Annotated in this window: 11 protein-coding genes; 10 read left to right on the top strand and 1 reads right to left on the bottom strand. The window is 73.2% G+C overall.

What is annotated here, in order from left to right; translation table 11 throughout:
* The first annotated feature begins 137 nt into the window (after window positions 1–137).
* From mycP to IF61_RS0130940, 3 genes are all read left to right on the top strand, one after another.
* Window positions 138–1,364 (top strand): type VII secretion-associated serine protease mycosin, encoded by a 1,227-nt coding sequence (gene mycP / locus IF61_RS0130950; protein WP_030369875.1) that lies wholly within the window; start codon window positions 138–140, stop codon window positions 1,362–1,364.
* A 198-nt stretch (window positions 1,365–1,562) separates the two neighbouring features.
* Window positions 1,563–2,303 (top strand): SseB family protein, encoded by a 741-nt coding sequence (locus IF61_RS0130945; protein WP_030369874.1) that lies wholly within the window; start codon window positions 1,563–1,565, stop codon window positions 2,301–2,303.
* 130 nt (window positions 2,304–2,433) lie between these two features.
* Entirely contained in the window at window positions 2,434–3,321 is an 888-nt protein-coding gene (locus IF61_RS0130940) for an MIP family channel protein (RefSeq protein WP_078660646.1), read from the top strand.
* A gap of 34 nt (window positions 3,322–3,355) precedes the next feature.
* Here the strand turns inward: IF61_RS0130940 and IF61_RS0130935 are convergent, their stop codons facing one another.
* On the bottom strand, window positions 3,356–3,721 hold the full coding sequence (locus IF61_RS0130935; protein ID WP_030369872.1) for a DUF1844 domain-containing protein: 366 nt from the start codon (window positions 3,719–3,721) through the stop codon (window positions 3,356–3,358).
* Window positions 3,722–4,045: 324 nt separating this feature from the next.
* Here IF61_RS0130935 and infC point away from each other — a divergent pair, with 324 nt between their 5' ends.
* The 7 genes from infC (at window position 4,046) to pheT (ending at window position 11,478) form a co-directional block, all read left to right on the top strand.
* Complete coding sequence (gene infC / locus IF61_RS0130930) at window positions 4,046–4,705, top strand: translation initiation factor IF-3 (RefSeq protein ID WP_030369871.1); 660 nt, start codon at window positions 4,046–4,048, stop codon at window positions 4,703–4,705.
* 127 nt (window positions 4,706–4,832) lie between these two features.
* Complete coding sequence (gene rpmI / locus IF61_RS0130925) at window positions 4,833–5,027, top strand: 50S ribosomal protein L35 (protein ID WP_030369870.1); 195 nt, start codon at window positions 4,833–4,835, stop codon at window positions 5,025–5,027.
* A gap of 92 nt (window positions 5,028–5,119) precedes the next feature.
* Complete coding sequence (gene rplT / locus IF61_RS0130920; protein ID WP_030369869.1) at window positions 5,120–5,506, top strand: 50S ribosomal protein L20; 387 nt, start codon at window positions 5,120–5,122, stop codon at window positions 5,504–5,506.
* Window positions 5,507–5,641: 135 nt separating this feature from the next.
* On the top strand, window positions 5,642–6,475 hold the full coding sequence (locus tag IF61_RS0130915) for a TrmH family RNA methyltransferase (protein ID WP_030369868.1): 834 nt from the start codon (window positions 5,642–5,644) through the stop codon (window positions 6,473–6,475).
* A gap of 36 nt (window positions 6,476–6,511) precedes the next feature.
* Window positions 6,512–7,696 carry a sensor histidine kinase gene (locus tag IF61_RS0130910; protein ID WP_043191543.1) on the top strand — a complete coding sequence of 395 codons (1,185 nt, stop codon included), beginning with the start codon at window positions 6,512–6,514 and terminating at the stop codon, window positions 7,694–7,696.
* A 141-nt stretch (window positions 7,697–7,837) separates the two neighbouring features.
* Window positions 7,838–8,968, top strand: a complete 1,131-nt coding sequence (pheS, locus tag IF61_RS0130905; RefSeq protein ID WP_030369866.1) for a phenylalanine--tRNA ligase subunit alpha — start codon at window positions 7,838–7,840, stop codon at window positions 8,966–8,968.
* Window positions 8,968–11,478, top strand: a complete 2,511-nt coding sequence (pheT, locus tag IF61_RS0130900; RefSeq protein ID WP_030369865.1) for a phenylalanine--tRNA ligase subunit beta — start codon at window positions 8,968–8,970, stop codon at window positions 11,476–11,478. The genes pheS and pheT overlap by 1 nt, the downstream gene beginning before the upstream one ends.
* The last annotated feature ends 240 nt before the right edge of the window (window positions 11,479–11,718 follow it).

The raw sequence follows: 11,718 nt of genomic DNA, 5'->3' as shown, positions 1-11,718 counted from the left end.
CCCCTCGCCACCCGCCCCGACGCCACCACCGCCCCCGCGCAGGCCGGACTCGGCCACGAGGCCGCCGCCCTCGCCGGGCGCGTCGAGACCGGCTTCCGGCAGGCCGTGCGGCAGACGACCGCCCAGGAGGGCTCCCGGTGACCGCCGCCCTGCTCCGGGGGCGCAGGCGCCACCCGGCTGCGCACGGAGCCCGGCGCCCCGCGCCCCTGCTCACGGCCGTCCTCGCCGCCGCGCTCGCCGTGCTGCCGGCCGCCGGGACCGCGCACGCCGACTCCATACGCGTCCAGGAATGGGCGCTCGACGCCCTCCACGCCGAGGAGGCCTGGCAGACCACCAAGGGCGCCGGCATCACCGTCGCAGTCCTCGACACCGGCGTCGACGACGGCCACCCCGACCTCGCCGGGCAGGTCCTCCCCGGCAAGGACCTCATCGGCTTCGGCGCCGGGCCCGGCGACCGCGCCTGGGCCCGGCACGGCACCGCCATGGCCGGCATCATCGCCGGGCGGGGGCACGGGGCGGACGGCACGGACGGCGTGGTCGGCGTCGCCCCCGAAGCGAAGATCCTTCCCGTGCGGGTGATCCTCGAAGACGGCGACCCCTCCCGGGCCAAGGCGCGCAGCGGGCGGGGCAACGCCCTCGCCGACGGCATCCGCTGGGCCGCCGACCACGGGGCCCAGGTCATCAACCTCTCCCTCGGCGACGACAGCGACACCGCCCACCCCGAGCCCCAGGAGGACGCCGCCGTCCAGTACGCCCTCGGCAAGGGCGCCGTCGTCGTCGCCTCCGCCGGCAACGGCGGCGAACAGGGCGACCACGTCTCCTACCCGGCCGCCTACCCCGGCGTCATCGCCGTGACCGCCGTCGACCGCTACGGCAGCCGGGCCGCGTTCTCCACGCGCCGGTGGTACGCGGCCGTCAGCGCGCCCGGCGTCGACGTCGTCATCGCCGACCCCGACCGGCACTACTACGAGGGCTGGGGCACGAGCGCCGCGGCCGCCTTCGTCTCCGGCGCGGTCGCGCTCGTCCGCTCCGCGCACCCGGGCCTGACCCCCGCCCAGATCCGCCGGCTCCTCGTCGACACCGCCCGCGACGCGCCGCCCGGCGGGCGCAGCGACGCGCTGGGGGCGGGCGTGGTGGACCCCGCCGCGGCCATCGCCCGCGGCGCGGACCTTGCGCCGGAGGCGCTGCGCCCCCGGGCCACGCGCGAATACAGCAGCCCGTACTTCGGCACCTCCGGCCCGGCCGGCCGGCCCCCCGTGCCCCGGGACGCCCCGGACTACGCGGCCCCGGCCGCGGGCGCCCTGGGCGTACTCCTCCTGGCCACGGCAGCCACGCTGTGGAGGGGCCGCCGCCGTACGGCCTGAGGCCTGTGCCCGGGACTCCCTCCCGCCGCGACGGTGCTCAGCCCCCGCGGCGTGGTCCGGCGGTGCCGGGCAGTCCTCGGCTTGAGGCCGGTCCGGCACCGCCGGGTTCCACCGTCACGGTTGCGCGCCGTTGCGGCGGGATTCCGCCCGGCCGGGGGCGCCCCGTAAGACGTCAGGTGCGGCCCATAGACTCTTCGGGTGGCGCTGAAGAATATTCCTGACCCCGGGTTCTCCGACGACGACGGTTCCGCCGATGCGGAGCTGACCGCCGCACTCGCGGCATGGTCCGCGGAGCGGGACGGCGGCGCCGAGGCTCGCGTGCTCGCCGCGCTGCGCGGCTCCCGGCTGCTCGTACCTGTCGTGGCCGTGCTCGGCGAGGCCGAGACGGGCCCGGACGGGCTGAAGCGCGAGAAGACCAGCGACATGGCCGTACCGACGCTGCAGGCCCCGGACGGCCGTAAGGCGCTCCCCGCCTTCACCTCGACCGAGTCGCTGGCGCGCTGGCGCGCCGACGCCCGCCCCGTGGCCGTACCCCTGCACCAGGCCCTGCAGGCGGCCGCGCACGAGAAGGCCGACACGATCATCCTGGACATGGCCGGCCCCGTGCCGTACCAGCTGACGGGCCCCGCCCTGCTGGCCCTCGCGGAGGGCCGCGCGAGCATCGACCCGCTCACCGACCCGGCCGTGGCGGAGGCGCTCCGCACGGTCCTCACCGCCGAGCCGGCAGTGCGGAGCGCCCACCTGGCTCCGTCGCGGGAGGCGGACGGCACGCTGGCCCTGGCCCTGGCCGGCGAGGCCGAGGTCTCCGGCACGGTGCAGCGCATCGCCGAGGCGCTGGCCTCCGACGAGGTCCTGCGGGCCCGCCTCGTGCGCGGCCTCGACCTGGCCCTGCTGCCGCCCGGCGCCTCCGTCCCCGGGGAGCCCCTCTTCACCCGCTGAATCACCCGCTGAAGCACCCGCTGAGTCACCAGCCGGGTCTTCACCCGCAGAGCCGGCCGCAGGCCGACAGGCGCCCCGCCGTGGATCGACCGACAATGCGAAGAGGTCCACGAGATCCCTGGAGGGCGCCATGGACGTGAAGCTGGGGGCCGCAAGTCTCGACTCCGTGGAGACGAGAACCGTCGCCGCCGAGTTCCTCGGCACTCTGCTGCTGGTCTTCTTCGCCGTCGGCTCCGCGGTCCTCGCGGCCGACTACATCGGAGTCCTCGGCATCGCCCTGGCCTTCGGCTTCGTCCTGCTGGCCCTCTGCTACGCGCTGGGCCCGGTGTCGGGCTGCCACGTCAATCCGGCGGTGACGCTCGGCATGCTGCTGGAGGGCCGGATCGCGCTGCGCACGGCGATCGAGTACTGGGTGGCGCAGCTGCTCGGCGGCATCGTGGGCGCGGCGCTGCTGTTCCTGCTGGCCAAGCAGGTGCCGGGGCTGAGGACGGACGGCGCGTTCGGCAGCAACGGCTGGGGCAAGCGCTCGGCGGTGCACCTGAACACGGGCGGTGCGTTCCTCGCGGAGGTCGTCCTGACCTTCCTGCTGGTCTTCGTGGTGCTCGCGGTGACCCACAAGATCGCGCTGGTGGGCTTCGACGGCCTGCCCATCGGCCTGGCCCTCGCGGTGATCCACCTGGTGGGCATCCCGCTGACGGGGACCTCGGTCAACCCGGCGCGGAGTCTGGGGCCGGCGCTGTTCGCGGGCGGGGGCGCGCTGTCCCAGCTGTGGTTGTTCATCGTCGCGCCGCTGATCGGCGGCGGCCTGGCGGCGTGCGCGCACCGGGTCACGCATCCACCGTTCAGCCCCGCGAACCTCGCGGACGACCTGGCGGTGCCGCACTACCCGAAGGGGCCGACGACGGCCGCGCACCCGACGGAGGAGCGCCCCGGGCCGCGGGAGGACCGCGGCGACGGGGACGAGGGCGGGGAGGGCGGGGAGCGCCCCGATCAGGCGGGTCCGACGGGCCTGGCCTGACCGGGGCGCCACAGCCTCCCGGGAAAGAGGGGGCTCAGCCGAAGACGGGGCCCGTGAACTTCTCGCCGGGCCCCTGACCCGGTTCGTCCTGCACGACGGACGCCTCGCGGAAGGCCAGCTGGAGGGACTTCAGCCCGTCGCGCAGCGGTCCGGCGTGGAAGTTGCTGATCTCGGTCGCACCGGCGGTCACGAGCCCGGCGAGCGCGGTGATCAGCTTGCGGGCCTCGTCGAGGTCCTTGTGCTGCTCGCCCTCCTCGGCGAGGCCGAGGTTGACCGCCGCCGAGCTCATCAGGTGCACCGCGACCGTGGTGATCACCTCGACCGCGGGAACGTCCGCGATGTCACGGGTCATGGTGTCGAAGTCCGGCTTCTCGCCGGTGGGGGTCGCGTCGTCGCTCATGGCGGACACGATACGTGCCGGTGAGGAATCGGTTCGCCGCGGGTTGGCGCACTTCGTGACAACACTGCTAGGGTTGTGCACACGACCGGCTGGACACTCATGTGTCCGGCCCACAAGTGGAGCTCCGTTCTCCCACCTCGCCCGACCACAGGTCGGCAGGTCCCCGGTCAGGCGGTGCCCATCGTTCCGTACGGACGATGGAGCTGCCCGATATGCGCCCCGCGGCACGCCGTGGCGGTGTTCCGGTTTCATGGAGCCCCGCCTGTGTCCCGTCGGGGCATTTTTTGTTGCACCGGCGCGGTTGGTCTTACGAAAAGACGTTACGTGGCCGCCCGCCAGGCCGCCGCGTGGTGCTACCGAGGAGGATCCATCAGCGCCGAGCCCCGCATCAACGACCGGATTCGAGTCCCCGAGGTGCGACTTGTCGGTCCCAGTGGCGAGCAGGTCGGCATCGTGCCGCTTGCCAAGGCACTGGAGCTTGCGCAGGAGTACGACCTCGACCTCGTCGAGGTGGCGGCGAACGCCCGTCCGCCGGTCTGCAAGCTCATGGACTACGGGAAGTTCAAGTACGAGTCGGCCATGAAGGCCCGTGAGGCGCGCAAGAACCAGGCGCACACGGTCATCAAGGAGATGAAGCTCCGGCCGAAGATCGACCCGCACGACTATGACACCAAGAAGGGTCACGTCGTCCGGTTCCTCAAGCAGGGCGACAAGGTCAAGATCACGATCATGTTCCGTGGTCGCGAGCAGTCCCGGCCGGAGCTCGGCTACCGACTGCTGCAGCGTCTGGCGGAGGACGTCCAGGACCTCGGTTTCGTCGAGTCGAACCCGAAGCAGGACGGCCGCAACATGATCATGGTCCTCGGTCCGCACAAGAAGAAGACCGAGGCGATGGCCGAAGCCCGCGAGGCACAGGCCGCCCGTAAGGCGGAGCGCTCCGGCGTCTCGCCCGCGGACGCCGCCGAGGAGCCCGCAGAGGCGTGATCCGGGGGCGCCCCGCGCCCCGGATGACCCCCGGGGCATCCGCCCCGGACACCAACCGAAACAGATGACACTCCCGTGCGCCCTGATCCGGCCGGGGGAGTGCCACCGACGAGGAGAGAACGGCGCTATGCCGAAGAACAAGACGCACAGCGGTGCCAAGAAGCGCTTCAAGGTCACCGGCTCCGGCAAGGTCCTGCGCGAGCGCGCCGGCAAGCGCCACCTGCTCGAGCACAAGTCGTCCCGCCTGACGCGTCGCCTCACCGGCAACGCCGAGATGGCCCCGGCCGACGCCAAGAAGATCAAGAAGCTTCTCGGCAAGTGACGTTCCGGCTTCGGCCGCACGTCCACACCGGGACCCAATCGAATTCGGGTCGTGTGAGAATCCACCACGGCCCCGCTACAAGGAGTTAACAAGTGGCACGCGTCAAGCGCGCAGTCAACGCGCACAAGAAGCGTCGGGCGATCCTCGAGGCGGCCAGCGGCTACCGCGGCCAGCGGTCGCGCCTGTACCGCAAGGCCAAGGAGCAGGTCACCCACTCCCTGGTCTACAACTACAACGACCGCAAGAAGCGCAAGGGCGACTTCCGTCAGCTGTGGATCCAGCGCATCAACGCCGCTGCCCGCCAGAACGGCATGACGTACAACCGCCTGATCCAGGGTCTGAAGGCCGCCAACATCGAGGTGGACCGCAAGATCCTCGCCGACCTGGCCGTCAACGACATGAACGCGTTCGCCGCGCTCGTCGAGGTCGCCCAGAAGGCCCTGCCGGCCGACGTCAACGCCCCGAAGGCCGCTGCCTGACCGGCGCCCCGAGGCTGTTGCTGACCGGACCCGCAGGCCCACGGCCTGCGGGTCCGCTCGTGTCCGGCCTCAGGAAACCCCTCCCGGTGCCGGCCCGGCACCGCACCGCGCACACCAGCAACCGAAAGTGAGCCCATGGCGGCCCCCGAGCTGACCTCCCTGCGATCGCCCCGTGTCATCGCGGCCCGCCGTCTCGCCAAGCGCAGCTTCCGCGCCAAGGAACGCCGCTTCATCGCCGAAGGGCCGCAGTCCGTCCGCGAGGCCATAGGCCATCTCGTCGAGGTGTATGTGACGCCGGACGCCGCCGGGCGCCACGCGGACATCGTCGACGCCGCCCGCGCCGCCGGGGTACCCGTCCTGACCGCGACGGACGAGGTCATCGCCGAGATGTCCGACACCGTCACCCCGCAGGGCATCGTCGGCCTCTGCCGCTTCCTGGACACGCCCTTCGAGGAGATCCTGGCCGGCCGGCCCCGCCTGGTCGCCGTCCTCGCCCACGTGCGCGACCCCGGCAACGCCGGCACCGTCCTGCGCTGCGCCGACGCCGCCGGTGCGGACGCCGTCGTGCTCACCGACGCCTCCGTGGACCTCTACAACCCCAAGGCCGTACGGGCCTCGGTCGGCTCGCTCTTCCACCTGCCGGTCGCCGTGGGCGTCCCCGTCGAGCAGGTCGTGAGCGGCCTGCAGGGCGTCGGCGCCCGCATCCTCGCCGCCGACGGCGCGGGCGACCGCGACCTGGACGCCGAGCTGGACCGGGGCACCATGGGCGGGCCCACGGCCTGGGTCTTCGGCAACGAGGCGTGGGGCCTGCCGGAGGAGACCCGCGCGCTCGCCGACGCCGTGGTGCGCGTTCCCATCCACGGCAAGGCCGAGAGCCTGAACCTCGCGACGGCCGCCGCCGTGTGCCTCTACGCCTCCGCCCGTGCGCAGCGTGCACCCGGAGGGTGCCGCTCCGTGACCTTCAGCTAGTAGGGTTGCCCCCCGGGGGATCGGGAGGGGGTGCGGATGACGAACGTCAGGACTTCCGGGGGCGTGGCCGACGCCGCTCCGGCGGCGGACCCTGCGCCGCACGGATCCCACGGGCAGGACGGCTCCGGGGGAGCGCCCGCCCAGGGGCCCGCGGGCCTCGGCCTGCACCCCGACGAGCTCCCCGACGGCCTCGTCGTCGCCGATGAGAACGGCCGCGTCACCTGCTTCAACGCCGCCGCGGCCCGGATCACCGCGGTCCGGCCCGACGAGGCGATCGGCCGCCCCCTGGAGAGCGCCCTGCCCCTGGAGGACCTGGACGGCCGCCGCTGGTGGCCGCTCACCGACCCGTACGGCGGCCTGGCCACCCGGGTGGGCCAGCCCGAGCGGAATCTGCTCCTCCCCGGCGGCCGGGAGGTCCTCGTCTCCGTGCGCTACGTACGCGAGCGCCCCGCCGGACCCCTGCGCCGCCTCGTCGTCCAGCTGCGCGGCACCGACGCCCGCCGCCGCACCGAGCGCAGCCACGCCGAGCTCATCGCCACCGTCGCCCACGAGCTGCGCTCGCCGCTCACCTCCGTCAAGGGCTTCACGGCCACGCTCCTCGCCAAGTGGGAGCGGTTCACCGACGACCAGAAGCGCCTGATGCTGGAGACCGTCGACGCCGACGCCGACCGCGTCACCCGGCTGATCGCCGAGCTGCTCGACATCTCCCGGATCGACTCCGGCCGCCTGGAGCTGCGCCGCCAGCCGGTCGACATCGTCGCGGCCGTCCGCCGCCACGTCCAGGCGTACACCACGGCGGGCCACCGCCCCGACCGCTTCGAGGTCAAGGTCGCCGCCCCCCTGCCCGCCCTCTGGGCCGATCCCGACAAGGTCGACCAGGTTCTCGGCAACCTCCTGGAAAACGCGGTGCGCCACGGCGAGGGACGCGTCACGATAGAGGTGGCGCCGGCGCTGCTGAAGGCACGGCCGGAGGGCACGGAAGGTACGGCGGTCACGGTGAGCGATGAGGGGCCCGGCATCCCCGAGGAGTCGATGAGCCGCGTCTTCACCCGCTTCTGGCGGGGCAGCAAGCGCGGCGGCACCGGCCTGGGCCTGTACATCGTCAAGGGCATCGTCGAGGCCCACGGCGGGACGATCACCGTCGAGCGGGCCGCCTGCGGCGGCGCCCGGTTCCGATTTACGCTGCCCGTGGGCGCCCCGGCCTTCCTGTCCCAGGCCTGAGCGGGCGGCCCGCGGGCCCACCGACCCCCTTGCGCCCCTTAGACTCGACCTTTGGCACCTTTGGCACGACCTTGGCACCCAACCGTCGGGCAAAGCCGCGCAGCGAAGCGAAGCCATCCAAAACCGGAAGCACGGGAAGAGATGTCCGCACCCAATAAGTCGTACGACCCTGTCGAGGTCGAGGCACTGAAACCGGAAGAGATCGAGCGCATGCGGGACGAGGCGCTCGCCGCCGTCGCCGCGGCCGCCGACCTCGACGCCCTGCGCGAGGTCAAGGCCGCGCACGCCGGTGACCGCTCGCCCCTCGCCCTCGCCAACCGCGAGATCGGCGCCCTGCCGCCGCACGCCAAGGCCGAGGCCGGCAAGCGCATGGGCATGGCCCGCGGTGCCGTGAACAAGGCCTTCGCCGCACGCCAGGCCGAGCTGGAGGCGGAGCGGGACGCCCGCGTGCTGGTCGAGGAGGCGGTGGACGTCACTCTGCCGTACGACCGCACTCCGGCCGGCGCCCGCCACCCGATCACCACGCTCTGCGAGCGCATCGAGGACGTCTTCGTGGCCATGGGCTACGAGGTCGCCGAGGGCCCCGAGGTCGAGACGGAGTGGTTCAACTTCGACGCCCTCAACATCGCGCAGGACCACCCGGCCCGCGCCATGCAGGACACCCTCTTCGTCCAGGCTCCGGGCAAGAAGGCCAAGGAGGCCGAGTCCGGCGTCGTGCTGCGCACCCACACCTCCCCGGTGCAGGTCCGCACGATGCTCGACCGCGAGCCGCCCGTCTACGTGATCTGCCCCGGCCGCGTCTACCGCATGGACGAGCTGGACGCGACGCACACGCCGGTCTTCACCCAGGTCGAGCTCCTCGCCATCGACGAGGGCCTGACCATGGCCGACCTCAAGGGCACCATCGAGCACATGGTGCGCTCGCTGTTCGGCGAGGGCCTGACCACGCGCCTGCGCCCCAACTACTTCCCCTTCACCGAGCCCTCCGCCGAGCTGGACATGCAGTGCTATGTCTGCCGCGGCGAGTCGGCCGGCAACCCCGACCGCCCCTGCCGCACCTGCTCCAGCGAGGGCTGGATCGAGCTGGGCGGCTGCGGCATGGTCAACCCCCGCGTGCTGACCGCCGCGGGCATCGACCCGGAGAAGTACAGCGGCTTCGCCTTCGGGTTCGGCATCGAGCGACTGCTGATGTTCCGCCACAACGTCGAGGACATGCGAGACATGGTCGAAGGTGACGTGCGCTTCACCCGGCCGTTCGGGATGGAGATCTGATGCGCGCCCCGCTTTCCTGGCTGCGGGAATACGTCGACCTGCCGGCCGGTGAGACCGGTCGCGACGTGCAGGCCAAGCTGATCGCCGCGGGTCTTGAGGTCGAGCGCGTCGAGAGCCTCGGCGCCGGCCTGAAGGGCCCCCTGGTCGTCGGCCAGGTCCTCACCATCGAGGAGCTCGAGGGCTTCCGCAAGCCGATCCGCTTCTGCACCGTCGACGTCGGCACGGCCAACGGCACCGGTGAGCCGCAGGAGATCGTCTGCGGCGCCCGCAACTTCTCCGTCGGCGACAAGGTCGTCGTCGTGCTGCCCGGCGCCGTCCTGCCCGGCGACTTCGCCATCGCCGCCCGCAAGACCTACGGCAAGACCTCGCACGGCATGATCTGCTCCGGCGAGGAGCTGGGCATGGGCGACGACGGCACGCACGGCATCATCGTGCTCCCGCAGGAGTACGAGCCCGGCACCGACGCCATCGAGCTGCTCCAGCTCGTCGACGAGGTCCTGGACATCGCCGTCACCCCGGACCGCGGCTACTGCCTGTCGATGCGCGGCATCGCCCGCGAGGCCGCCACCGCCTACGGCCTGCCGCTGCGCGACCCGGCCCTGCTGGACGTGCCCGCGCCCAACAGCTTCGGCCACCCCGTCCGGATCGCCGATCCGGCCGGCTGTGACCGCTTCACGGCCCGCACGGTCACCGGTCTCGACCCCGAGGCCCGCTCCCCGATCTGGCTGCAGCGCCGCCTGCAGAAGGCCGGCATGCGCCCGATCTCGCTGACCGTCGACATCACCAACTACGTGATGCTGGAGCTCGGCCAGCCGCTGCACGCCTACGACCGCTCGCGCCTCGACGGCCCGATCGGCGTGCGCCGCGCCGAGCGCGGCGAGAAGCTGACCACCCTCGACGGCACCAAGCGCGTCCTGGACGCCGAGGACCTGGTCATCACCGACAACCGCGGCCCGATCGGGCTCGCGGGCGTCATGGGCGGCGCCGAGACCGAGATCGCCGACCACGCGGCCGGTCAGGGCACCACCGAGGTCGTCATCGAGGCGGCCCACTTCGACCCCACGGCCATCGCTCGCGCCGTCCGCCGCCACAAGCTGCCCTCCGAGGCGGCCAAGCGCTTCGAGCGCGGCACCGACCCGCAGGCGGCCTCCGCGGCCGCCCAGCGCACCGTCGACCTGCTGGTGCTGCTCGCGGGCGGCACCGCCGAGGCCGGCGTCACCGAGTTCGCCGCCCCCAGCGGGCCGCGCACCATCGCCGTCCGCGCCGACCACCCGGACCGCGTCGCCGGTGTCGAGTACGGCCGGGAGACCGTCGTCCGCCGCCTCCAGGAGGTCGGCTGCGACGTCTACGGGCAGGACGAGCTGATCGTCACCGTCCCGAGCTGGCGCCCCGACCTCACCGACCCGAACGACCTCGCCGAAGAGGTCATCCGGCTCGAGGGCTACGAGAACCTGCCCGCCACCCTGCCGGCGCCGCCCGCCGGCCGCGGCCTGACCCACCGGCAGCGGCTGCACCGCCGCGCCGGCCGGGCGCTGGCCGGCGCGGGCTACGTCGAGGTGCTCAACTACCCCTTCCTCGGGGACTGGGCGCTCGACCACCTCGGCCTGGAGGCCGGCGACGCGCGCCGCACCACGGTGCGCCTGGTCAACCCGCTCTCCGAGGCCGAGCCGGCGCTGCGCACCACGCTGCTGCCGGGCCTGTTCGCGGCCCTGCGCCGCAACGACAGCCGCGGTGAGCACGACCTGGCCCTCTTCGAGACCGGCCTCGTCTTCCTGCCCACGGGCGAGGAGATCACCCCGGTCCGGCTGCCCGTCGACCGCCGTCCCACCGACGAGGAGATCGCCGGCCTGAACGCCGCGCTGCCCGTGCAGCCGCGCCGTGCCGCCGTCGTCCTCGCCGGGGCCCGCGAGCTCGCCGGCTACTGGGGCAAGGGCCGTCCGGCCGGCTGGGCCGATGCCGTCGAGGCCGGCCGCACCGTCGCCCGCGAGGCCGGCGCCGAGCTGATCGTCCGCCAGGACCAGCGCGCGCCGTTCCACCCGGGCCGCTGCGCCGCGTTCTACGCCGTGGCCGACGGCGCCGAGGTGTTCGCCGGCTCCGCCGGTGAGCTGCACCCGCGCGTCATCAAGGCCTTCGGCCTGCCGGAGCGCACCTGCGCCATGGAGATCGACCTCGATGTCCTGGAGCAGGCCGGCACCGGTGCCGTCTCAGCCCCGCACGTGTCCTCCTTCCCGGTGGCCACGCAGGACGTCGCGCTCGTCGTGGACGCCTCCGTCGCGGCCGCCGACGTCGAGGCCGCGCTGCGGTCCGGCGCGGGCGAGCTGCTGGAGTCGCTGCGCCTGTTCGACGTCTTCACCGGCGAGCAGCTCGGTGCGGGCAAGAAGTCCCTCGCCTACGCGCTGCGCTTCCGCGCGGCCGACCGCACGCTGACCGCGGAGGAGGCGTCCGCCGCGCGCGACGCCGCCGTCGCCGCGGCCGTCGAGCGCACGGGCGCGGTACTGCGAGGCGCCTGAGGCCGGTGACGCCGCGTGACGGCCGCCGAGCGCCTGCGCGGCGGCCGAAAATAGTCGGCCGAGGCTGAATGAAGCCGCGGGAGACCGCGGAAAAAGCCGCAAGAACGAGGGGCGCACCCGGGTGAACCGGGTGCGCCCCTCGCGCGTTCCCTCGCTCAGGAGTGTCCGAATATCACTCAATAGGGTGGAAACGAGGGTCCAGGTCGTTACTTAGCGCTGAACACTCGCGAGAATCGAGGG

The sequence above is a fragment of the Streptomyces roseoverticillatus genome (assembly GCF_000719265.1).
Lineage (GTDB): Bacteria > Actinomycetota > Actinomycetes > Streptomycetales > Streptomycetaceae > Streptomyces > Streptomyces roseoverticillatus.
Note: the sequence above shows the minus strand (reverse complement) of the source record. Positions and strands in the feature narration are given on the sequence as shown.

Bases quoted from the DNA above. Each gene is read 5' to 3' on its own strand.
- IF61_RS0130910 (WP_043191543.1), top strand. From the start codon at position 6,512: ATGACGAACGTCAGGACTTCCGGGGGCGTGGCCGACGCCGCTCCGGCG.
- pheT (WP_030369865.1), top strand. From the start codon at position 8,968: ATGCGCGCCCCGCTTTCCTGGCTGCGGGAATACGTCGACCTGCCGGCC.
- IF61_RS0130940 (WP_078660646.1), top strand. From the start codon at position 2,434: ATGGACGTGAAGCTGGGGGCCGCAAGTCTCGACTCCGTGGAGACGAGA.
- rpmI (WP_030369870.1), top strand. From the start codon at position 4,833: ATGCCGAAGAACAAGACGCACAGCGGTGCCAAGAAGCGCTTCAAGGTC.
- pheS (WP_030369866.1), top strand. From the start codon at position 7,838: ATGTCCGCACCCAATAAGTCGTACGACCCTGTCGAGGTCGAGGCACTG.
- IF61_RS0130915 (WP_030369868.1), top strand. From the start codon at position 5,642: ATGGCGGCCCCCGAGCTGACCTCCCTGCGATCGCCCCGTGTCATCGCG.
- IF61_RS0130935 (WP_030369872.1), bottom strand. From the start codon at position 3,721: ATGAGCGACGACGCGACCCCCACCGGCGAGAAGCCGGACTTCGACACC.